This window comes from Ruegeria sp. BF10 (assembly GCF_056538725.1).
This window is the reverse complement of record NZ_JBQFTR010000002.1, coordinates 494218-517131: the sequence shown is the minus strand read 5'-3', so window position 1 is coordinate 517131 and position 22914 is coordinate 494218. Positions and strand designations below refer to the sequence as shown.

22 protein-coding genes are annotated in these 22914 nt (G+C 57.4%); 11 read left to right on the top strand and 11 right to left on the bottom strand.

The window, feature by feature from the left end; translation table 11 throughout:
- Nucleotides 1-177: 177 nt before the first annotated feature.
- From pbfA to ACR0DJ_RS12190, 4 genes are all read right to left on the bottom strand, one after another.
- The gene (gene pbfA, locus ACR0DJ_RS12205; protein WP_480685130.1) at nucleotides 178-1530 is read right to left on the bottom strand and encodes a (R)-1-hydroxy-2-aminoethylphosphonate ammonia-lyase; all 1353 of its coding nucleotides are present in this window, start codon (nucleotides 1528-1530) and stop codon (nucleotides 178-180) included.
- 106 nt (nucleotides 1531-1636) lie between these two features.
- The gene (gene phnY / locus ACR0DJ_RS12200) at nucleotides 1637-3100 is read right to left on the bottom strand and encodes a phosphonoacetaldehyde dehydrogenase (RefSeq protein ID WP_480686265.1); all 1464 of its coding nucleotides are present in this window, start codon (nucleotides 3098-3100) and stop codon (nucleotides 1637-1639) included.
- A 3-nt stretch (nucleotides 3101-3103) separates the two neighbouring features.
- Nucleotides 3104-4348, bottom strand: coding sequence for a phosphonoacetate hydrolase (gene phnA, locus ACR0DJ_RS12195; RefSeq protein ID WP_480685129.1), 1245 nt, complete (start codon nucleotides 4346-4348; stop codon nucleotides 3104-3106).
- 18 nt (nucleotides 4349-4366) lie between these two features.
- On the bottom strand, nucleotides 4367-5554 hold the full coding sequence (locus tag ACR0DJ_RS12190; protein WP_170346844.1) for a 2-aminoethylphosphonate--pyruvate transaminase: 1188 nt from the start codon (nucleotides 5552-5554) through the stop codon (nucleotides 4367-4369).
- A gap of 120 nt (nucleotides 5555-5674) precedes the next feature.
- Between ACR0DJ_RS12190 and ACR0DJ_RS12185 the strand changes: the two genes are divergently transcribed.
- A complete protein-coding gene (locus ACR0DJ_RS12185; protein ID WP_425079143.1) occupies nucleotides 5675-6565 on the top strand; it encodes a LysR substrate-binding domain-containing protein in 891 nt (296 codons plus the stop codon).
- Nucleotides 6566-6589: 24 nt separating this feature from the next.
- Here the strand turns inward: ACR0DJ_RS12185 and ACR0DJ_RS12180 are convergent, their stop codons facing one another.
- From ACR0DJ_RS12180 to glyA, 7 genes are all read right to left on the bottom strand, one after another.
- Nucleotides 6590-8611, bottom strand: a complete 2022-nt coding sequence (locus ACR0DJ_RS12180; protein WP_480685128.1) for a putative 2-aminoethylphosphonate ABC transporter permease subunit — start codon at nucleotides 8609-8611, stop codon at nucleotides 6590-6592.
- The gene (locus ACR0DJ_RS12175) at nucleotides 8608-9723 is read right to left on the bottom strand and encodes a putative 2-aminoethylphosphonate ABC transporter ATP-binding protein (protein ID WP_480685127.1); all 1116 of its coding nucleotides are present in this window, start codon (nucleotides 9721-9723) and stop codon (nucleotides 8608-8610) included. Before ACR0DJ_RS12175 ends, ACR0DJ_RS12180 begins: the two co-directional genes overlap by 4 nt.
- A 132-nt stretch (nucleotides 9724-9855) precedes the next feature.
- On the bottom strand, nucleotides 9856-10875 hold the full coding sequence (locus tag ACR0DJ_RS12170; RefSeq protein ID WP_170346841.1) for a putative 2-aminoethylphosphonate ABC transporter substrate-binding protein: 1020 nt from the start codon (nucleotides 10873-10875) through the stop codon (nucleotides 9856-9858).
- 269 nt (nucleotides 10876-11144) lie between these two features.
- Complete coding sequence (locus tag ACR0DJ_RS12165) at nucleotides 11145-11984, bottom strand: EamA family transporter (protein ID WP_480685126.1); 840 nt, start codon at nucleotides 11982-11984, stop codon at nucleotides 11145-11147.
- Nucleotides 11985-12021: 37 nt separating this feature from the next.
- Nucleotides 12022-12318, bottom strand: a complete 297-nt coding sequence (locus ACR0DJ_RS12160) for an FAD-dependent oxidoreductase (protein WP_480685239.1) — start codon at nucleotides 12316-12318, stop codon at nucleotides 12022-12024.
- 123 nt (nucleotides 12319-12441) lie between these two features.
- Nucleotides 12442-13197 (bottom strand): DeoR/GlpR family DNA-binding transcription regulator, encoded by a 756-nt coding sequence (locus ACR0DJ_RS12155; RefSeq protein ID WP_480685124.1) that lies wholly within the window; start codon nucleotides 13195-13197, stop codon nucleotides 12442-12444.
- A 162-nt stretch (nucleotides 13198-13359) separates the two neighbouring features.
- The gene (gene glyA, locus ACR0DJ_RS12150; protein WP_480686264.1) at nucleotides 13360-14595 is read right to left on the bottom strand and encodes a serine hydroxymethyltransferase; all 1236 of its coding nucleotides are present in this window, start codon (nucleotides 14593-14595) and stop codon (nucleotides 13360-13362) included.
- 138 nt (nucleotides 14596-14733) lie between these two features.
- On the opposite strand from glyA, the gene ACR0DJ_RS12145 reads away from it, so the two are divergent.
- The 10 genes from ACR0DJ_RS12145 (at nucleotide 14734) to pqqE (ending at nucleotide 22912) form a co-directional block, all read left to right on the top strand.
- Nucleotides 14734-15618: a LysR family transcriptional regulator gene (locus ACR0DJ_RS12145; RefSeq protein ID WP_480685122.1), complete on the top strand. Its 885-nt coding sequence runs from the start codon at nucleotides 14734-14736 to the stop codon at nucleotides 15616-15618.
- Between the two features lie 220 nt (nucleotides 15619-15838).
- Nucleotides 15839-16585, top strand: coding sequence for an ABC transporter ATP-binding protein (locus tag ACR0DJ_RS12140; RefSeq protein WP_480685121.1), 747 nt, complete (start codon nucleotides 15839-15841; stop codon nucleotides 16583-16585).
- Nucleotides 16582-17373 (top strand): ABC transporter permease, encoded by a 792-nt coding sequence (locus ACR0DJ_RS12135; RefSeq protein ID WP_480685120.1) that lies wholly within the window; start codon nucleotides 16582-16584, stop codon nucleotides 17371-17373. The genes ACR0DJ_RS12140 and ACR0DJ_RS12135 overlap by 4 nt, the downstream gene beginning before the upstream one ends.
- Entirely contained in the window at nucleotides 17370-18971 is a 1602-nt protein-coding gene (locus tag ACR0DJ_RS12130) for a sensor histidine kinase (protein ID WP_480685118.1), read from the top strand. Before ACR0DJ_RS12135 ends, ACR0DJ_RS12130 begins: the two co-directional genes overlap by 4 nt.
- Nucleotides 18972-18974: 3 nt before the next feature.
- The gene (locus ACR0DJ_RS12125) at nucleotides 18975-19658 is read left to right on the top strand and encodes a response regulator transcription factor (RefSeq protein ID WP_170346833.1); all 684 of its coding nucleotides are present in this window, start codon (nucleotides 18975-18977) and stop codon (nucleotides 19656-19658) included.
- A 102-nt stretch (nucleotides 19659-19760) separates the two neighbouring features.
- Entirely contained in the window at nucleotides 19761-19862 is a 102-nt protein-coding gene (pqqA, locus tag ACR0DJ_RS12120) for a pyrroloquinoline quinone precursor peptide PqqA (protein WP_480685117.1), read from the top strand.
- A 23-nt stretch (nucleotides 19863-19885) separates the two neighbouring features.
- Nucleotides 19886-20782, top strand: coding sequence for a pyrroloquinoline quinone biosynthesis protein PqqB (pqqB, locus tag ACR0DJ_RS12115; protein ID WP_257601191.1), 897 nt, complete (start codon nucleotides 19886-19888; stop codon nucleotides 20780-20782).
- Nucleotides 20779-21528, top strand: a complete 750-nt coding sequence (gene pqqC, locus ACR0DJ_RS12110; protein ID WP_480685116.1) for a pyrroloquinoline-quinone synthase PqqC — start codon at nucleotides 20779-20781, stop codon at nucleotides 21526-21528. Before pqqB ends, pqqC begins: the two co-directional genes overlap by 4 nt.
- Nucleotides 21528-21800, top strand: coding sequence for a pyrroloquinoline quinone biosynthesis peptide chaperone PqqD (pqqD, locus tag ACR0DJ_RS12105; RefSeq protein WP_170346830.1), 273 nt, complete (start codon nucleotides 21528-21530; stop codon nucleotides 21798-21800). The genes pqqC and pqqD overlap by 1 nt, the downstream gene beginning before the upstream one ends.
- Nucleotides 21800-22912, top strand: a complete 1113-nt coding sequence (gene pqqE, locus ACR0DJ_RS12100) for a pyrroloquinoline quinone biosynthesis protein PqqE (protein ID WP_480685114.1) — start codon at nucleotides 21800-21802, stop codon at nucleotides 22910-22912. The genes pqqD and pqqE overlap by 1 nt, the downstream gene beginning before the upstream one ends.
- Nucleotides 22913-22914: the final 2 nt, after the last annotated feature.

Below are 22914 nucleotides of genomic sequence, written 5' to 3'. Positions count from 1 at the left end.
ACCGCGATTGGGAAGGGATATATCCCATTTTGGCCTACAAGGCGTAAACTCCTGTGTGCTTCACCGCAACCACTTGTCCGCGCTTTGACGGAACATCCGTCACCCATGAACCTGGCCAAAGGGTCCCGGAAAGGCGCGGCCCCTGATCCCATTGTGACACGAGATCGGTAAGGGGCGTCAACTCTCGGCCTTGATTGCGGCAATTACGATGTCGATTGCGCGGTCCAACTCCAAACGCGAGATGGTCAGCGGCGGTGACAATGTCAGAACGCACCCCTGGCTGATCTTATAGCTCAGACCGGCCTCGAGACAGGCATAGTAGATCCGTTCGGCGCTCGCGTTCCCCGGCGTTTTGTCGGCGCGATCATCGACGATTTCGATCCCGAACATCAGGCCCCGTCCCCGGATGTCACCGACAATCGGAACGTTCTGAAGTTCATCCATCAAGCGACCAAGGGCATGTTCACCCAGTTCCGCTGACCGGCGAACCAGGCCTTCGTCTTCGATGATCTGGATCGTCGTCAAAGCGGCCCGGGCGGTGACCGGGTTCTTTTCGTGCGTGTAATGCCCGATGGCAAAATCTCCGCAGACATCCAGCTGTTTGCGGGCGACACAGGCCGCGATGGGCAGGATTCCTCCGCCAAGCGCTTTCCCAAGTGTCACGATGTCCGGGATGATCTCGTCATGCTCAAAGGCGAACATCCTGCCAGTCTTGCCAAGGCCCGTCGGAATTTCATCCATGATCAACAGCGCCCCGTGACGGTTGCATGCCTCGCGCACCGTCTTCCAGAACCCCGGCGGCGGGACATAGGGCACCGCGCGCATCGGTTCCGCAATGACTGCCGCCACGTCTCCTTCACGCTCCAGAACATATTCGACCATTTTTGCACAGGCCAGTCCGCAGGTTTCGGGGCCCGCATGATTGTACGGGCATCGATAGCAGGCAAAGGGGGCGACATGTTCGGTGCCGGACAAAAGGGGCCCCGCGATATGACTGCGAAAGGTCGCCTCTCCGCCGACGCTTGCAGCGCCGAACCCCGCGCCATGGAAAGCATCCCAGAAGCTGATCGTTTTGAACCGGCCGGTAGCGGCGCGCGCAATCTTGAGGGCGACCTCGTTGGCGTCGGATCCGCCGGTGGTAAAAAGCATTTTGCCCAGATCACCAGGCACGATCTGAGCCAGTTTCTCGGCCAGTTCCACCGCCGGATCATTGGTGAAGCGGCGGGGCGCAAAGGGCAGATCGTCAAGCTGTGCCTTAATGGCGGCAACCAAACGGGGATGGCCATACCCGATATGGTGCACCGAATTGCCATGGAAATCCATGTACCGGCGACCCTCGATGTCCTCGATCCAGATCCCCTCGGCCTTTGCAATGGTGCTGACGCAGGGTGAGGACAAAGATTGATGCAGGAACACGTTCGCATCGCGTTTGAGCAATGGCGTTGACTTCGGTCCCATGGACTTTCGCAGCCACGCCTTGCGCGCCTCGGACGTGTTTGATTCCCCTTCAGTATGGACAATCTGTGGCATGTCCGCTCCTCATTGTCGTCATCAAAAGATGCGGACCCCGCAAGGCCCGCCAGTACCAGGGAGGAACTGTGTTGCCCTTTCCGCAAAAGGGGTAAGGGCACCAGACTCAGTTAGGCCACGGCAGCGAATAGGTTTTAACGTTGGTGAAAAACTTCATCGCTTCGATGACGCCTTCCTTCACCCCGTTTCCACTGTCCTTGATGCCGCCAAAGGGCGACATTTCAATGCGGTAGCCCGGCTGTTCCCAGATGTTGCAGGTGCCGACGTTCAACCCGTTGATAAAGGCAATCGCCCGGTTCAGATCGTTTGTGCAGACACCCGAAGACAGGCCGAACTCGGTACCGTTTGAAATTGCCATCACCTCTTCGTCGTTGTCCGGTACGCGAACGATCGGCACGATGGGGCCAAAGGTTTCCTCCATCACCAGTTCGCTATCATGGGGCACCTTGTCGACCACGATAGGCGGCAGCAGCGCCCCCTGACGACCGGGGTGGTACAGAATTTCAGCACCCTCTTTTTCAGCCTGAAGAACGCGGTTTTCAAAAATCTCGGCGGCCTTGTCATGGATCACGCAACCCAGTTCGGTTTCCGGGTCCTGGGGGTCGCCGAACTTGATCTTCTTCGCCTTCTCAAGAACCAGCGGCACAAACTTGTCGGCCACACTTTCCTGCACGAGTATGCGCTTGACCGCCGTGCAACGCTGACCGGAGTTTCCGGTAGCCCCCGCCACGGCAATGGTTGCCGCCTTGTCCAGATCGGCCTCACTGAGGTCATTCAGAACGATCAGAGGGTCGTTGCCGCCAAGTTCCAGCGCCTGACGTTTGTAGACGCCCTTTTCGGCAATCATCTTGCCCACGGGCACACCACCGGTAAAGGTGATGATATCGATGTGTTCATTGGTGATCATCTCGTCGCCAATGTCACCGGGCCAGCCGGTCACGACCTGGAACATCTCGGGTGGCAAGCCGGCCTCATAAAGAATGTCAGCCAGTGTCAATGCGGTCAACGGCGTCAGTTCAGTCGGCTTGCAAACCATGCAATTGTTGGTGGCAATCGACGGCGCGATCTTGTGGCTGACCATGTTCAGCGGGTGATTGAACGGCGTGATCGCACTGATTGCTTTCACCGGCTCTCGGGTAGTGAAAATCTTGCGGGCCTTGCCGTTGTGGGTCAGGTCGCAGGAAAAGATCTCACCATCATCCTTCAGTGCCTCGGCCGCCGCGAATTGATACACGTCCTGCGCGCGCTTGGTTTCGTAGATCGCATGCTGGTGACAGATCCCCAACTCCAGCGTCAGCCATTTCGCAAGATAGTCGCGCTTTTCGCCGATCAACTCGCCTGCCCGTTGCAGGATCTGGCTGCGCTCGTATCGGGTCAGCTTGGGTTTGTAATTCGCCGCAATCTCAAAAGCCCGGCGCGCATGTTCGGCTGTACCGGCTGGTACGTGGCCCACAACTTCATTGGTGTACGGGTAGAGAACGGGAACGGTCTCGTCGGTAAAGACAATCTCGCCACCGATCCGCATTCCCTCGTTGCGTACTTCGATTTTCGACATGGTCTGATCTTTCATAGCTTACTGTGCCGCCGCTGTTGTTGCGTAAAAGAAGGCATCGAAATTGCGCAGCACCGGTTGGTTCGGCAGGTCGATGACGCGGTTCACGATGAAGGGAACTTCCTGTTCGGTCAAACCGCCATGGCTGCGCAACGGTTCTTTGAGCGCTGCCAGATCATGGCGATGCTCGGACGTGCCGATGCAGATGTTTTCGCCGGAAACCATCACGATGTCGCCAATGCGGTCGCCCGGCAATTCGAATTGCTCGATCGCTTCGGCCTTGGTCAGCACATGCGTAATGCCGTTGGTCGCCTTGAGCTTGCCGATGATGTCGTCCCGGTCTGCTCCGTCAGGCAAATAGGCGGTTGCGAAGGAACCCAACGCGCCATGATGCACGACGTATGGATCGGTAATCGGAAGGATGACCCGTGCCGTGTCCTTGCCCAGCCATTCGTCCATCAGGTCCTGCACGTACACCACCGAGGGGGATCCATCCGCCAGATGCTTGGGCTTCATGCCGTGATCCGCGGTCACCACGATGGCCGCACCCAATTCATCCAGTTCGCCAAGATACCGGTCGAACATGGCATAGAAATCGAGTGCACCTTTTTGATCGGGTGCAAACTTGTGCTGGATATAGTCGGTGGTCGACAAATACATCACGTCGGGCTTGAACTCTTTCAGCAGCTTGACGCCAGCGGCAAAGACAAATTCGGAAAGCTCAGCCGAGTAAACCTCGGGGACGTCCATGCCCAGCCATTTGCTGGCGTTGTCGATGCCATGTTCCGCCAGCGTCGTTTCGCCCGACCGTTCGGAAGAAAAGGCAACCGCCCTGCCTTCGTCAAATTTCAGCCCGGCACCCAGCAGCGCGCGCAGCTTGTCCTTGGCGGTCACCATCGCCACACGGAAACCCGCGTCGTAGAACTGGGAAAAAATGGTCGGCGCACGCAGGAAACGGACATCATTCATCATCACCTCTTCGCCACTGTCCGGGTCGATGAGGTAGTTGCCGCAGATTCCATGCACGATTGGCGGACGACCAGTGGCAATCGAAAGATTGTTGGGGTTGGTGAACGAGGGGATAACGGAATGTGCCAGCCGGTCCGTGCCCTCTTCCCGGATCCGCTTGAGGTTGGGCATCAGCCCTTTCGCAATCGCGACATCGAGGTATTCCGGCTCGCATCCATCAAGGCAGATGGCTATGGCGGGCACCTTCGGCGTCGGATAGACGCGCTCATTTGCTTCGACAGGGGTTTGAATGGTCATCTGTATTTTCCTTGATGTTTAAGCGGCCAGCTTGGCGCGTTCTTCCAGTGCCCGAAGAGGAGGAGCGGCGCTTGTCACACCCATTTCTTCCAGGGATTCCTTTGCTGCGTTCACAACCTTACGCATGACGTCTTCATCCATCTGACCGATACATCCGACGCGGAAACTGTCGACGACGGTCAGCTTGCCCGGGTAGATGATGAACCCTTTGTCCTTCATCAGATTGTAGAACTGATCGAATACGAACCTCTCATCGGCGGGGCAGAAGAACGTGACGATGATCGGGCTGAGCCAACGATTGTCCAGCAGCGTTTCGAAACCCAGTTCGCGCATCCCCGAAACCATGACGTCCCGGTTGCGGGTGTACCGTGCGCCGCGGCCGGCAACACCGCCTTCAGCGGCATGCGCCCGAAGCGCTTCGATGAAGGCCGCGACCACGTGCGTCGGCGGGGTAAAGCGCCACTGACCGGTCTTGTTCATGTGCGCCCACTGGGCGTGCACATCCAGAGACAGGGAATGACTGTTGCCCTTTGCGGCTTCCAGCTCGCTCTTGCGCGCCACAATGAAGCCAAAGCCGGGAACGCCCTCGATGCACTTGTTGGCCGAAGACACCATGGCTTCATATCGAATATCCGAGGGCCTGAGTTCGATCGCGCCAAAGGCAGACATCGAGTCGATCAACAGCTTGCGTCCGGCTGCATATGTGGCTTGGGATATTTCCTCGACAGGGTTCAAGATACCCGAGCTGGTTTCGCAGTGAATGGCAACAACATGCGTGATGGCCGGGTCATCCGCGAGAATGCGCGCAACCTCGTCGCCCCGTGGCGGCAGGTAATCGCCCTTGTCCAGCACGATATGGTCCCGCCCCAGATACTGTAGCGTCTGCGCAGAACGCTGCCCATAGGCGCCGTTGGCCAGTACCAGCGCCTTTCCTTCCGGTGGGATGAAGGATGCCAGCATTGCTTCGACCGAGAACGATCCGCTGCCTTGCATTGGCACGCAATCGAACGCGTCGGCGCCGTCACCAAGCAGGTCCAGCAGGCTTGACCGCAGCTCTCTTGTCATGGCGCGAAAGTCGTCGTCCCAGCTTCCCCAGTCCTTCAGCATGGCCTCTTTCACGGCGTAGGACGTTGTCAAAGGGCCGGGTGTCAAAAGGTATGGTTCGCCAAGGCGCGGTTGCTCGATTTTTGGATGGGAAGGCGTCATTACCGGGCTCCAGAACAGCGTTTTCACAAACACCATTGCAGCAACGGTTGCTATATGTGAAATTGCAAATATCAATCTAATTATAAGTGCAGCCTATGCACAAATCATTGGGGACCGGTGATGCGGCACAGCCAGCTCAAAGCCTTTCATTACGTGGCCAAACATGGCGGGTTTTCCCGCGCGGCCGAGGCACTTTTTCTGACGCAGCCGGCGATTTCCGAACAGGTTCGAAAGCTGGAACAGGAACACGACCTGCTGTTGTTTCAGCGCGAACGAAAACGCGTGAACCTCACCCCTGAAGGGGAACAGCTTTACCGGTTCACAAAACAGTATTTCGAGATCGAAGATCAGATCGAGGACTACCTCTCGGAAACCAAGGCCGTGATCGACGGAGAATTGCGGATCATCGCCGATTCAGCGCATCACATGACGTCTTTCCTGGGGTCGTTTCAAAAGAAATACCCAAAAATCACGATCACCGTTCGATCCGGAAACACCGAAGAAATTCTGGAAGAACTTCGGTCGTACAATGCAGAGATCGGCGTTGTCGGCAGCCTGTCCCCTGGCAAGGATATGGATGTGTTGAATCTGGGGTCCACTGAAATCGTGGCCTTCGCTGCGCAAGGCATGCTTTTGGCATCCAAACCTTCGCTTTCTTTGGAAGAACTGGCCGATCTGCCGCTGGTTTTCAGAGAGCACGGGTCAAAAACACGTCAGAAACTGGAAGAAGAAGCCGAAAGGCGCGGTATCGCGTTGAATCCTGCAATCGTTGCGGAAGGGCGCGAGGCCGTTCGCGAGCTTGTGGCCTCGGGCGCAGGCATCGGATTTGTCTCTGAAGCAGAGTATGGGCATGATGATCGGTTGCGGCAAATCAAGCTGAAAGGCGTGAAGTTGCAAATGGGTGAAAGCATGATTTCGCTTTCGCAACGGCGCAACGTAAAGATCATCCGAGCCTTCATGGACTTCGCCCAGCGCGCGCTGGAAGAAAAAAGCCCCCCCGCCGATACCTGACCGGCGGGGGCAGGGTTCCTTTGGCTACCTGCTTCGCCAAGCCTGAGTGCGCTTGAGAATGCCTTTTGAAGCAATCAGGTGAACGATCCGGGCAGCAGCATTGGTGTAAAAGATCATCATGCCCATCGCCGCCGCAGGCGCGATATCCCCGGCATCATCCATGTTCAGCACCGCGATAGAGGCCAGCGTCGTTTTGGGAGAATAAAGAAACACCACTGCCGACACGGTCGTCATCGCGTTGACGAACAGATAGATCGAGATGTCCAACACCGCCGGCAGACAAACCGGAACCGTTACCCGTGCAAACAGCTTCATCGTCGGTTGTTTGAGCGAGGCAGACACCGACTCAAATTCCCTGTCCATTTGCTTGAGCGCGGTGACGGCCGTCAGGTGCGATACGGTGTAGAAATGCGTCACGGTGCAAATCACCAAAATCGCCATCGTGCCGTAAATCCCGTTCAGCGGATTGGACGGGTTGTTGAAGAAGAAGATGTAGGACAGCCCCAATACCATGCCCGGGATCGCCATGGGCAGCATCGCGAACATCTGGAAAATCGACCGGCCGGTTCTGAACCCGTTTGATTTTTCCACCAGATAGGCCCCGAAGAACACAACCGTCGTGCCGATGACTGCCGTCAGCAACGCCAGTCTGATCGAGTTGAAATACGACCCCCAGCCGCCGCCGTCCATTCTGTTGAACTGATAGTTCTTGAGGCTCAGGCTCAGGTCGTAAGGCCAGAACTTGATCAGCGCCGCAAACTGACACACAGCCAGAAGACCAACGATGAACAGGCCGATCAGGCTGCAATAGATCAGGAATATGCGGTCAGCTTTCGGGTTTGGCGTCGCCTGATATGGCACGGAACGGGCCGAAAGCAGCGCCACCTGCTTGGACTGAACCATCCGGTCGATGGCAAAAGCCAGAATGGCCGGGATGACCAGAACCACGGATACCACGGCGCCCATTTCAAAGTTCTGCTGGCCGATCACCTGTTTGTAGATATCCACGGCAAGCACGTTGAATTGACCGCCAATGACCTTTGGCAGTCCGAAATCAGTGATCACCAGGTTGAACACGACAAAGGCCGCCGAGATCAGGCCATAGCGCGCGCCGGGTATCGTTACGGTCCAGAAGGTCCGCCATGGCGTCGACCGCAAGCTGGCCGCAGCTTCATACAGGCGCGCGTCAGATATCGCGAGGGCGGTCGATATGATCAGGAATGCGTGCGGAAAGGTAAAGAAAACCGATCCGATCACGATGCCGATGGGGCCGTATATACTGGCACCAAACAGCAACTCCTTGATCATCCCCTGGTTGCCGAACAGGTAGACCAACGCGATGCCCGGCAAGAGCGACGGAACCAGGATCGGTGCCATCGCAATGAGGCGAAAAACGCCCTTGAACCGCATGCAGCTTCGGTTCAGCGCATAGGCGAACCAAAACGCCAGTGTCACCGTCACAATGGTGCTGACAACCGAGATCCAAAGCGAGTTCTTGATCGAATTGAACAGTGCCGGTGTCGAGAAGTAGTTGATGAAATTGTCCAGCCCTCGCGACTGGACCGGCCGCAATTGCACCCGGCGGAACGTGTTGGAATCAAGCTCGACCCAATCGGTGCCTTCATTCAAAGTCGACCCGACAAGAAAGCGCCCGGTATCCGTCGTGTTGCGGATCTTGTACATGACCGGACTGCGAAAGCTGAAATCGGGGAAGAGTCCGGTCACAGGCAAACGCCCGTCGGAACCCGTCACCAGATCAGAGTCGGAAAAGACCCCCAATTGCCTGTTCAACTCGTCAGCCGACAGGATCGTTCCATCAAAGACGCCCGCGTCGTCACTTACCTGAAACTCGTACTGGGACAGCTCTATCCGATAGGTCGAAAACGACTTGGACAGCATCGTGTAAAGCGGCAACGCCAGTGTCACGACCAGATACAGCGCGATCACCATCATGCTGCCGCGCATCAGGATATCATCACGGCTGAGCTTGGGCTTGATGTCCGGCCCGACAGGCAGGCTGTCCTGATTGGTAGAAACCGAGCTCATGCCTTGGCCTCCGGCACGTCAAACGCCATAAGGCGGTTCTCGGGGAGCTCAATCACCATGCAGCGCCCTTCTTCCAGTTCCAGACGACGCACGGCGTTGATCGAGAAATCCGCGATCAGTTCCGATGATCCGAACCTCTCGTTGTGCAATCGGCAGCGCCAGAACGAACCCAGGAACTCCATCTCATCAAGCGTCACCTCTATGCAGTTCCGATTGCCGCCCGTGTCGAGGTAACCAGCTTCATGAGGGATGATGTCTTCGGGTCGAATGGCCGCGATGATCGGGGTTCCATCGTTGAACTTGTGGCTGAGGCAGGCAAAGGTCTTTTCCCCGACGCTCAATCGTCCGCCTTTGGTAACCTGCGACCGGATCTGGTTCATTTCACCGATAAAATCGGCAACGAACAGATTGGCCGGTTCCCGGTAGATTTCGGTAGGAGGCCCCACCTGTTCGATTACCCCGTGATTCATGACCACGATCCGGTCTGCCATGGCCAGCGCTTCTTCCTGATCGTGGGTCACCATCACGGTGGTCACACCCAGCTTGCGCTGCAACTCCTTGATCTCATGCCGCAGATGAACGCGCACTTTGGCATCCAGCGCCGACAGGGGTTCGTCCAGCAGCAAAAGTCCGGGATTGGTTGCTATGGCACGCGCCAGTGCAATCCGTTGCTGCTGCCCACCTGACAATTGCGCCGGATATTTCTTGCCCTGATCCGGCAGACCAACCAGGTTCAAGAGTTCGTTCACCCGAACAGCGATATCCGATTTGCTGCGGCCGGTGTTTTCAAGGCCAAAGGCGATGTTCTTTTCAATCGTCAGGTTCGGGAACAGAGCGTAGGACTGAAACACGATCCCGAAATCCCGCTCGGACGGGGGCAGATTGGATACGTCTTTGCCATCCTGCATGACCGTACCCTTTGTCTGCAAATCCAATCCGGCAATCGCCCGCAAAAGAGTGGTCTTGCCGCACCCGGATGGGCCGAGAAAACAGACAAATTCCCCTTCATTGATTTCCAAAGAGATGTCCTTGAGCGCCAGAAAGCTTCCGAACGCTTTCCACAAATTCTGGATGCTGAGATACAGTTCACCGGGTGGTGTTTTCTGAAGCACGGGAGAGGTCCTCACATCTGCACCTCGGGCACGGCCGATCCTGGCCGGTTGAATCCGGGTGAGTAAGTTGTTTGTCGGGGAACAAGAGACTGGTGCGCAGGAGAGGCACGAAAGCCTCTCCTGCCAAAGGGGTTACTTCGCTTCCGACTTTCCGTCATAGCGAGACTGCCATTCCTTCAGGATTGCCGCGCGATTGTTGGCGGCAAACTCAAAATCATTTTCGATCATTGCATCCAGAAGACCGTCTGGGAAGTGCTCAACCGGTTTCGCAACGCCCGGATAGGCCACGACGGCATAGCCGGTGTTGTACATCTCGTTGGCCTCTTTGGTGACGGTGAAGTCCACCAGCTTCTGCGCGGCCTCCAGATTTGCGGTACCGGCGACAATTGCGGTGGCTTCCATGTCCCAGCCCACGCCCTCAGAAGGCACGATGATCTCAAGCGGCGCGCCGTCGGCTTTGGATTTTGCTCCGCGGAACGCGAAAGAGATGCCAATCGGGATTTCGCCTGCCGCGGCCAGTTTGCAGGGTTTTGAACCTGAATGGGTGTACCGCGCGATGTTCTCGTGCAGCGCATCCATGTATTCCCAACCACCTTCTTCACCGAACATCTGCAACCAGCTGGACACGTCAAGGAACCCGGTGCCCGATGAATTCGGATTGGGCATGATCACCTGATCTTTGTACATCGGGTCGGTGAGATCCTTCCAGGATGTCGGCGGGGTCAGCCCGGCTTTCTCTGCCTCGACGGTATTGTAGCAGACGGCAGCAACCCAGGCGTCCATGCCGACCCAGGCAGGGGGGTTGTCGCCATCAACAAATTTTTTGTCCAGCTTTTCCACACCGGCCGGCGCATAAGGTTCCAACATACCTTCTGACTTCAGCAGCAGCAGCGACGTGGCGGCCAGGCCCCAAACAACGTCTGCCTGAGGATTATCACGCTCTGCCAACAATTTCGCCGTAATGATCCCGGTCGAGTCGCGAACCCAATTGATCTTGATATCAGGGTGGCTTTGATTGAACGTCTCGGCGTACCGCGCCAAGTCTTCCGCCTCGACTGCGGTATAAACTGTCAATTCCGTTTCCGATGCCGCAACCGTTGCCGTTAGCGCACCTATAGTCAGAGCTGCGAGAAATGATGTTTTGTGTTTCATTGTGATCCTCTGTTGGTGATTATGTTGTTTTCGCCATTCTTGCGCGGCGTTCGAACTCGATTATTGTGCACCGATTGTTTGACAGCAGTTTGACAGATAAAAACGCCAATAAAAATCGATTATATCTTCGATGTCATAAGCATTACTTATAGATGGAAACCACCCGTCCCGGTAGATCATTGCGGAACTGGATCAGAACGATCAACAGAACATCAGGGCATGTAAAAGGCGCTGAATTCTTCAGACTTTCTTGCGGTGGCGCAAAACGCTCAACGTGTCATCGCAAGCAGTCCTATCCCGATCGCGACAATGATCGCTGCAAGAAGCCTGTTGGACTTTGGCCCCTCGCCGAACCACATCACACCAATAAGCGACGCAAAGATAACCGAACTTTCCCTAAGCGCGGATACCACGCCCAAGGGCGCAATGGTCTTGGCATACAGCACCAGCCCATACGCCAGGCCAGAGATGACGCCGCCTGTCAGGCCCGCCCAGACATAACGCCTGGGCAGTGCGACGAAACGCTGCCATCTGGTCGCGAAGATAAACCCGGCAACAAGTATTTCGGCAACGAACAATGCCGCAATGTATCCCAGTACGTTCCCGGACAGCCGGATACCAATACCATCCACAATCGAATAGGACGCTATCATCAGGCCGGTGCCAAACGCCGCCGCCACGGCGACCCAGCTTGTGTTTCGGCCCAGCCCGACCAAGGACAGGCACCCAATCCCAGCCGAGATGCAGACAATGCCGACCCACGCGATCGGCGGCAGAAACTCGCCCGCGAAAAGAATGGCACCCACCGTGACCAGGATTGGCGTCATCCCGCGTGAGATCGGGTACACCACCGACAGATCCCCATGTTTGTACGCGGTGTTGAGAAACCAATAGTACCCCCAGTGGATCAGGGTCGAGCCGATGATGAAGGGAAGCGCCGCCCAAACCGGCAAGCCGATAAAAGGCAACGCAATCAGCGCAGGCACGGCATGGCCAAGCGCCACCAACCCCAAAACAACCGCTTTGTCGGGCGCGCCTTTGACAACCGCATTCCAGAGCGCGTGCAACACGGCTGCGGTCAATACGATGAGAACTGCCTGTATTGTCATTGTGGCCCGACGAATTGAGCTGAAAACTTGTCTTGCGTCACAATTCGGCTTTCGGAGCGCTTTTTGCGCGCGCATGCAGCGGCTCGACCAAAGCTTGACCTGTATTGCGGCGGCAACGGTTTAGGGGACTCAAACCCGCTGGGCAATGCAACCCCGGCGAGGGGCGGATCAGGTTGGTCATTGCGGGTTGGTTGCACAACTGACGATCCAGACCAGCCGCATGCCATGTGGTGCCACGGCTTGGTTGCCCATGCTCAAAAAGCACCACGTCGCGATGCCCCTTTCCGGTCTGATGAAACGCAACCGCGCAGCCAATGATGATGCCTCCGACAATGACATGTCGCGCAGCGTGGAAGTCTGGTATCAGCCATCGGCTCGCTCCGTACTCAGGGATTCGAATTTCCCTTCACCCTATTTGCACTTTGCAAATTTTGGCAATTGTTTTCCTGTTTTTGCGTTATGCCTTCACAATATCCACGGGTTGGCTTTGCAGCGCGCCAGCTATGCTGTCTGGCAACTCCTCATCCACCACCAATGTCGCTTTCACCGGCAGCGGTTTCATCACGATCGGACCAACCACGTCGAACTTGCTGCCATCAGCCAGGATCAGCGGCCGCTGCGCCCGCTGCATCATCATATGACGCAGGTTGGCGCCTTCCAGCGAGAAGTCCGTAAACAATGCCCGAGAGCTCACACCGCCGACCCCGATCAACGCATATTCCGCATTGTATCGCGACAGGTGGTCGAGCGTGTCCAAACCCAATGTGGCATTCACTGAAAAATCCAGCCGCCCGCCCAGCAGCGTGACTTCGGCGGCCGCCGACGCCAACACGGATGCAATCGTCAAATCATTGGTATATATGGCTAGGTTTTGCCGCACAGCCGCCAGAGCCTGCGCCGCCGCCACTGTCGTTGACCCACTGTCGATTATCACGCTGGCCCCGTCCGGGATCACGCTTGCCACATAGGCTCCGATCCGCTCTTTGCCTTGCGGATTGGTTTGAGCCCGGTCGGCCATCGGAGGTTCCCGCCTGCGAATACTGGTCGCGCCGCCCCGCACCTGATGAAGCTTGTTCTCCAGCGCCAACTGTTCAATATCCTTGCGCACGGTTTCCCGGGATACACCAAGCCGTTCAGTCAGCGAGCGGATCGAGACCGCAGGCTGGCGCGAGACTTCTTCCAGTATGATGGCGTGGCGTTCGGGTGCGAGCATTGGCCGGCCCTTTGGTTTCGGACTGCACGAATATGCCAAAATTTGCAAACAGGGTACAGCCCAAACACCCGATCAGGCACGCGTAGCCATGGCCGCCGCGGTGACGCCCTCACACCAGTGGTCCAGAGCGGTCAATGGACCCTGCCACCGGGCACGCAGTGACTACGCCGGGTAGATGGGGAACGATTTGCACAACGCGGCGACCGAAGCTTTGCAGCGCAGAATGGTCGCGCCGGTATCATCCCCGGCCTCAGCTTCGATCAAATCCGCAATGACGTTTGCCAACTGGTCGAACTCGGCCTCTTTCATTCCACGGGTCGTTGCCGCGCTCACGCCCAGGCGCAATCCAACCCATTCTGGCGGTCGCGTGCTGTCATTGGGGATCGCGTTTTTGTTGGTCGTGATATTGGCCTTTTCCAGAACGACCTCGGCACGTTTGCCTGTGATACCCTTGGGGCTGAGGTCCACGAGCACCAGATGCGTGTCAGTACCTCCTGACACGATACGCAACCCCCGGGACTGCAAGGTTTCTGCAAGTTTGGCGGCGTTGGCTTTGACCTGCGCGCCGTAGTCCTTGAATTCATCCGTAAGCGCTTCGGCGAGGCAAACCGCTTTGGCCGCCAGAACCTGGCTGTGGATCGAACCCTGAACACCGGGGAAAACCGCAGATTGCAGCGTCTTGAACCAGTCCTCGTTGTTGGTGAGGATCAGCCCGCCACGAGGACCACGCAGTGTTTTTGTCGTGGTGCAAGTCACAATGTCCGCGTGCGGAAAAGGCGAAGGGTGCACGCCCGCGGCGACCAGCCCGGCAATATGAGCCATATCCACGTGAAAATGCGCGCCGACCTTCCTGGCAATTTGTCCCATGCGCTCGAACTCGATTTCGCGCGGATAGGCAGACCCACCCGCAATCAGCAGCTTTGGCTGGATTTCCTCGGCCAGTTTTTCCAGCGCATCGCAGTCAATGACCTCGGATTCGGCATCGACACCATAATGATGCGGTTCGAACCAGCGCCCCGACAGGTTGGCCTTCAGACCGTGACTCAGGTGACCGCCGGCGGCCAGATCCAGCGACAAGACCCTGTCGCCCGGCTTGAGCAGCAGAAAGAAAACAGCAAGGTTCGCCTGGCTGCCGGAATGGGGCTGAACGTTGGCATAGTCGCACCCGAACAGTTCCTTGGCGCGGTCGATTGCCGCCTGCTCGACGACGTCGACGAACTGACCACCCCCGTGGAACCGGTTTCCCGGGTATCCCTCAAGCGTCTTGTTGTTCATCTCATGTCCGAGGGCATCCAACACCGCGCGGCTGACGATGTTTTCGGACGCGATCAGCTCAATTTGATGCTGCTGACGCTTTTTCTCGTTTGCAAGAGCTTCTGCGACCACGGGGTCGGTCATCCCGACTGAGTTTTCAAAGTGCCGCGACATCCGGGCTCCTCCGATGCGATTACGTTTTCTCCAGAATTCCAGAGTTCCACTGGCCGAAGCAAATCAGTATTGCTATTTATTTGCCGCAGAAAAACTAAGGCTCAAGTGATGTCACTTTCTCCTCGTCGCCCGAAAGGTCCACATCTCAATGCCCTCCGAGCATTTGAAGCAGCGGCTCGGCTGGGCAGTTTTGCCGCGGCGGCAGACGAGCTATCCGTTACTCCGGGCGCGATAACTCAGCACGTCAAGACCCTGGAAGCCTGGACCGGCACCCAACTTTTTGTTCGAAATGCCCGAGGGGTCGAGATGACGGCGCTTGCCGAAGAGCTTTTGCCCGGGTTCACCCAGGCGTTTGATCAATTGGGAATGGCCGTGCAGGAACTTCGAACCAAGGCCCTACCGCGCAAGGTCAAAGTTGCTGCGTTGCCATCGATCGCGCAGTTGTGGCTGGCCCCGCGGCTTGGAACGCTTAGGCGAATTGCCCCGGATTTGTTCGTGTCTGTCGTGGCCCTTGAAACGCCGCCAAACCTTGCGCGCGAACCATTTGACATGACTTTGTTTTTTTCCGGTGAACCGATCGGCAACAACGAAATCAAAATTGCCGAAGATGTGATTTTCCCGGTTTGCGCCCCTTCGGTCGCGAACAGATTGAATTCTGTTTCGGATCTTTCGAAGGAAACACTTCTCCATGACGGGGCATGGGCAGATGATTGGGACAATTGGCTGAACAGCCAACCAGATGGCCCACGTGTACCGAAGACGGGAACCGTGCACTCGTTGTATTCCGTCGCGCTGGAGGAGGCGCGTCATGGCGGCGGCGTGTTGATGGCGCACGAAGTTCTGGTTCAGAACTTGCTGGACAATGGCGACCTGGTTCGCCCGTTTTCGGCCTCGTTGAAGCTGCCCCGCGCAATGGTAGCCAAATTCACACCCTCATTCAGCAGATCCCCCGCCTTCAAAGAGTTAAGATCGTTTTTGCTGAACGCAAACTGAAGAGCGGTGCCCGCAAAACGGGTTGTTCCCGCCAATCAGGCCCGCCTTCCCCTGACAGTCTCGGCTGGCCAAATTTGGCGACGGATCCTTCGGGCAATCCCATCAAATCCGTGAACCTTCACATACTTAAGTCGTGGTCCAGCCTCGGACTGGAAGGTTGAGAAACGCGGCCCGACGATGCAAGCTGCTGTAAAGAACCATGGTTCGGGACGGAGGAAGAATGTCAGACGCGCGCCCCTCGGCGGAAACCGATCCTGGTCTCGCCGTACGCGACCTGAGCTTTCATTATGGCGCCAAGACGGCTTTGGATGCTGTCTCTTTTGACGTGTCGGCGGGGGCGTTCTGCGGTCTGCTCGGTCCGAATGGGGCCGGGAAATCGACACTGGTGTCGTTGCTCACGCGATTGCTTGTGGCGCCGGACGGTGAAATCACGGTCGCAGGCCATGATCTGCGCCAATCCCCGCGCAAGGCGCTGGCAAAGCTTGGCGTGGTCTTTCAGCAACCGACACTGGATCTGGGTTTGACGGTGCGCCAGAACATGACCTATTTCGCAGCTCTGCATGGGCTACCACGATCCGAAGTCCCTGGCCGTATCGACGCGGCGCTGGATCGACTGAACATGCGGGAACGTGCCGGGGAACGTGTTCGCGATCTCAATGGCGGTCATCGCCGCCGGATGGAGCTGGCGCGTGCCCTGCTGCACGAACCTTCGGTGTTGCTGTTGGACGAGCCGACCGTTGGGCTTGATGCCGCGGCTCGGCACGCGATAACCGACCATGTGCACGACCTGGCGGAACAGGGGCTGTGCATCCTGTGGGCCACGCATCTGACAGATGAAATGCGCGACGACGACCAGCTGCTGGTTCTTCATCGCGGTCAGATTCTTGCCAGTGGGCAGGTGGGCTGCTTGCGGGGGGATCAAACATTGTCCGATTGGTTCCTGTCCCGAACCGAGGTCCCGACATGAACGGTTTCCTGGGAGTCGCCCGCGCCATCATCGGACGCGAGTTTCTGCGTTTCATCCATCAACGCGAACGATTTCTCGCAGCTCTGGTCCGGCCAATGGTCTGGCTTTTGATCTTCGCAGCAGGGTTTCGTGCGGCCCTCGGCCTGTCGATCATTCCACCCTATCAGACCTATATCACTTACGAGACCTATATCGTCCCCGGCCTGTGCGCGATGGTTCTGTTGTTCAATGGGATGCAAAGCTCGCTCAGCCTTGTCTATGACCGCGAGATGGGCTCGATGCGCCTGCTACTGACCAGCTCGTTCCCACGCTGGTGGCTGTTGTTCTGCCGTCTGCTGGGATCAACCGCGATATCCATCCTGCAAGTCTATACGTTTCTCGCACTGGCCGCTTTGTTCGGCATAGTCCTGCCGTTGCCCGGATATGTCGCTGTTCTTCCGGGATTGGTTCTGGGCGGTCTGATGCTGGGCGCGCTGGGGTTGGTGCTGTCCAGTTTCATCAGGCAGCTGGAGAATTTCGCCGGGGTGATGAACTTTGTCATCTTCCCGATGTTCTTCCTGTCCTCTGCCCTCTATCCGCTGTGGAAAATGGCTGAAAGCTCGCCGTTGCTGCGTGATATCTGTGCGCTCAACCCGTTCACGCATGTGGTCGAGTTGATCCGGTTTCTGCTTTACTTGCAGATCAACTGGGGGGCCCTGCTGTGGGTTCTGGTGTCAACCGCGATACTGAGTGCGATCGCCGTTTGGGGGTATGATCCGGCCCGGGGCCTGATGAGGCGGAAATCATGACGGCCGCGCCTCAAAGCGCAAAGCGCAGTCTGCTTCTGAAAACCCGGTTGGGCCTTGGCGCCGTGGTGCTTGGATCCGGCACGCTGTTGGCGGCCGCAACCCTGTATTTCGGGATGCAGAACGTCGCCAGCCGTCTGGAAACCGCGCTGGCGTCAGAAACCCGTATGGCACGCTATGCCGCTCTGTCGACCCAGGCCGCCACCTTTCTTGTGATCGCAACCGAGTCGATACAGACCGGCCAAACAGTCGAGTCACGACTTGATCGCCTGTCCCCGATCCGAGACCAGATTGCGACAACGTTTCTACAGCTTCGCTCTGATGTGGAAGATGCCGTGGCCGCGGTTCGATCTCTGGGGCTGGACGAACAATCGCGTTACGGAACCCAATCCCTGGGTCTGGCCAGAATGGAGGCGCTGCTGGCCAGCACGCTGGAAGGGCTAGCCGACGCAGAAGCCGATCAGGCCCAGCTGCGCGCCTATGTCGACTCGTTTGCGTCGGCGTTTGATCCTCTGCTCAGCCAGGCGGTGAATACCGAGGTTCTGTTTCGAAATTCCGTATTGGCCGGGATCGAAAGGACCCGCTGGGTTCTGACCTGGGTGGCACTGACACTGGCACTGTTCGCCTTGCTCAGCACGGCGTGGTTCTACTTTGGTCTGGTGCGGCCGCAGTTCTCTCGTCTGGATCGGCTGCGCAATGCGGCGGTTCAGGTCGGCCAATCCGAATTCGCAGTTTCTCTGCCGCAAACCCGCAATGACGAGATCGGCCAGTTATATGGCGAGACCAACCGAATGGCGGCTGCATTGAGAAAACGCCAGGCCGAGGTTGACGCAGAATGGACCCGGTTGAACGAGACCATTGCCCAGCGAACCCGGGAACTGAGCGCTGCAAATGAATCCCTGTCCAAGATCGACGAAAACCGGCGCCGCTTTTTTGCTGATGTCAGCCACGAACTGCGCACACCGCTGACCGTCATCATGATGGAAGCTCAGATAGGCCAGAGGGATATTCAGACCGCACCAGAGACGTTGGCAACGATCGAAAGCAGCACCGCAAAACTGAACCAGAGAATCGATGATTTGCTGCGCGTCGCCCGATCCGAAACCGGTGAGCTGGCTCTGGAACCAACCAAAGTTGCACTATGCGATCTGATGCAAACAGTTGTGAGCGACATTCAACCTGAAATCGACGGCGCCGACATGCAGCTTGAAACGGGCGACTTCCCGGATTGTGCGTTACACTGTGACCTGAACTGGATACGTCAGGTCCTGCTCAGTCTGATACGCAACGCGATCCGACATGCGCGGGACGGGAAGGCGTTGCTGCTGTCGGGTCAATCGGTTGACGGTGACGTTCAAATACAGCTGACGGATAACGGCCCCGGAATTCCCCACGGCGCCCAAACCCGGATCTTCGAGCGGTTTGTTCAGGGAGGGACGGCAAACAGTCAGGGTTTCGGTGTCGGGCTGGCGCTGGCCAGGTGGGTCGTCGAGGCCCATGAAGGAACCATTTCGGTTGCAAGCCCGGTTCCACGTGAAAACGCCCTGGGGTCAAATGCCGGTACAAATGTCTGCATTCGATTACCGCTGGCAGAGGCATAGAAAATGGTCTCCAGACTGCTGATCATAGATGACGACCCCAGAATCACGTCGGCCCTTGTCCGGGGCCTTTCGCTGCACGGCTACTCAGCCGAGGCTGAAAACCGCGCCGACCAAGGGTTGGAGCGGTTGAAAAGCGGTGCATTCTCAGGTGCGATTGTAGATGTGATGCTGGGAACGGATAGCGGTGTCGAACTGGTCCGGGCCGCGCGCCGTGCCGGGGTCGGAATCCCGATCCTGATGTTGTCGGCCCTCTCTGATGTCGATCACCGCGCCGCCGGGCTGGAAGCCGGGGCCGATGATTATGTCGTGAAGCCGTTCAGCTTTGATGAGCTTGTCGCCCGGTTGCAAGTACAGGAACAACGCGTGCTCTCTCAGCGCCCGGACCCCGCGCGCCTGTCGTCGCGGGACAGAACACTTTCAATCCGCGAGACAAGCATTGCGCTCACCGAACGTGAATTCGAACTGCTCACGCTGCTCAACAGCAAGGCCGGATCGCCAATATCCCGAGGAGAGCTGTTTGACACGCTTTGGTCACAGGACGGGTCCAGTAACGAAAACGTGGTGGACGTCTACATCGGATATCTGAGAAAGAAATTGGGATTGGATGATTTTGGGTTTGAAATCAAAACCATACGCAACCAGGGGTTTTGCATACAGGGGGTCGCCCCGTTATCGGATGACACCTGAGTACCGACCAAAGTCTAATTCATACTTATTAATTAAGAGTCGCGCCAACCGGCAAGTCCTGCCACATTGAATATCAGCACACCCCAGGAGGAGGACCCTGATATGGCTTGGAACAGACCTGTTATTCGCGAAATCGAATGCGGCATGGAAATCAACATGTACGGCCCCGATCATGACGAAGAACGCGGTGGCGGCCTGATCTGATCAGCCGCAGGCGCCAACAAAAGATGACGTTGCGCGCAATAATACTTGGGGCCGCTGCTGGCGGCGGCCTTCCGCAATGGAATTGCGGATGTGAAAACTGCAATCTGGCCCGAAGCGGACATATTCCGGCGCAGACGCAATCATCACTCGCGGTGTCACCCGATGGCCACAACTGGGCCATCCTGAACGCGTCTCCGGATATTCGAACGCAGCTTGGCAAAACGCCCGTCCTGTATCCGACCGGGTTACGAGAGGTACCGATTCAATCGGTGCTGGTGACGAATGGCGACATAGACCATGTGGCTGGCTTGCTGACGCTGCGCGAGATGCAGCCATTTACGCTGTTTGCAACCCAAAGCATTCAGGATGTTCTTGCGCAGAACCCGATATTCGACGCCTTGAACGCCTCGGTCGTGACACGTGCGCCGATCTCGTTGAATCAGACGTTCGATCTGGTTCCCGGCTTGCAGGCAACTTTGTTCCCGGTGCCCGGCAAAGTGCCTCTGTATCTTGAAGGGGAACATGTCGAAACCGAATTGGTTGGCGAACAAACCGTCGGGGTGGCACTGAGCGCGCAGGGGAAGACGGCATATTACATACCGGGCTGTGCCGCATTGACGCCCGAGTTGCGCGCCCGCCTTGACGAGGCCGATCTTTTGTTTTTCGACGGCACGCTTTGGCACGACACGGAAATGGTGCAGGCCGGGCTGGGTCAGAAAACGGGCAAGCGCATGGGCCATATGTCGATGGACGGCCCCGATGGATCGATCGCAGGTTTCGCCGATATGAAAATCGGCCGGAAAGTGTTCATCCACATGAACAACACCAATCCGGTTCTGCGCCCCGACAGCGCCGAGAACGCTCGGGCACGGGCCAAAGGCTGGACGATAGGCCAGGATGGCATGGAGATAACGCTATGACCCAAAGCCGCGAAGAGTTCGAGGCCCGGCTTCGTCAGATCGGAGCCGAGCGTTACCACGACCTGCATCCGTTTCATCATCGCCTGCACGGTGGTCAATGCACGCCTGACGAAGTGCGGGCCTGGGTGATCAACCGCTACTATTATCAGCATTCCATCCCGATGAAGGACGCCGCCTTCATGTCGCGTGTAGAAGATCCGGCGCTGCGCCGAGCTTGGCGGTCCCGGATCGAAGATCATGACGGCACGGAAGACAACGAAGGTGGTATCCGGCGCTGGTTGCGGCTGGCCGAAGCGGTCGGCCTGGATCCGGACTATGTCGCCTCATGTGACGGCGTATTGCCTGCCACCAGATTTGCGGTGGATGCTTACGTGCGATACGTCCGCGAAAAGTCGTTGCTGGAAGCGGTTGCGGCCTCACTCACTGAACTGTTTGCTCCCAAGATTCACGCCAACAGGATCGAAGGCCTGCTTCGGCATTACGATTTTGCGGATGACAGCTCACTTGCCTATTTCCGCAACCGCCTGAAAGAAGCCCCCAAGGATGTGGCCTTTGGTCTGGCATGGGTATTGGATCATGCCGACACCGCAGAAAAACAGGACGCGGCAGCCAAGGCTCTGATATTCAAGACCGATGTCCTCTGGTCGCAGTTGGATGCCCTGTGGGGCGCCTATGTCGAACCTGCCCGAATTCCGCCGGGGGCGTGGAAGCCGGACACCGGTTTACGGATGCGGCAGGCATCGTGATGTTGGCGCAGCAGGTCCCCTTGCTTCCACGTGGTGTCCGCATCCAGTACGATTCCGTGCGGGAACAATGGGTACTGCTGGCACCTGAACGGGCGGTGACGTTGGATCAGATCGGACATGCAATTCTGAGCGAAGTAGACGGCCAACGCAGCTTTGGTCAGATCACCGCAAGCCTGTCCAGGAAATACAACGCCCCGGAAGAACAGATTGTCGAAGACAGCTCGGGGTTTCTGGATGCCCTTCGGGTGCGTCGTTTTCTGGATGTCGTCTGATGCAGGTAAAACCCCCTCCCCCAATTGCCATGCTGGCCGAGCTGACGCATCGATGCCCATTGTCCTGCCCTTATTGCTCCAACCCAGTCGAAATGGCCAAACTCGACAGTGAAATGGATACTGAAACATGGGCACGTATTTTCAAGGAGGCGGCGGCTCTTGGTGTCTTGCAATTGCATCTGTCAGGTGGAGAGCCCGCATCCCGCCGCGATCTGGTTGCGCTGGTCAATGCCGCGCGTGAGGCCGGGTTGTATACCAACCTGATCACGTCGGCGATCGGCCTGTCCGAGCGACGCCTGCATGAACTGGACGACGTCGGCCTGGACCATATCCAGCTTTCTCTTCAGGGCACTGACGCCGCGATGGCGGATAAGGTAGGCGGCTATCGGGGTGGGTTTGACCGCAAGATGAAAACGGTCGAATGGATCAAGAAGATCGGGTTTCCGCTGACCCTGAACTTCGTGCTGCACCGTCACAATGCCCACCAGCTGCCGCGGGCGCTGGAACTGGCGCGCGAAATGGGAGCACGACGGATCGAGGTTGCAACGGTACAGTTCCACGGCTGGGCCTTGCGGAACAGGGATGCCTTGATGCCGACGCGGGAACAGGCGCAACAGGTGACGCGACAGGTGGCCGAGGCCAGGAAGAACCTCAGGGGACAACTGGTCATTGATTATGTTCCGGCGGACTATCATGATGACTATCCCAAGCGATGCATGGGCGGTTGGGGCACAACCGGGCTGAACGTGGCGCCAGACGGTCAGGTTCTGCCTTGCCATGCGGCACAGTCCATCCCGCATCTGACATTTGACCGGGTACAGGACAAACCGCTTGCGGATATCTGGTTCCATGGCAGCGCGTTCAATGCCTATCGCGGCACGGATTGGATGTCGGACCCGTGCAAAACCTGCGAACGCAAAACCATTGATTTTGGCGGCTGCCGCTGTCAGGCCATGGCCGTTATCGGAGACGCAGGCGCCACCGATCCGGTTTGCATCAAATCACCCCATCATCAGACCCTGCAAAACCAGGCAAACGAACATGCCGCCAAAGCGGATGCGCCCTTCATATATCGAACCGCACCCGGTGCCGCGAGAGAGCCTGCGGAATGACC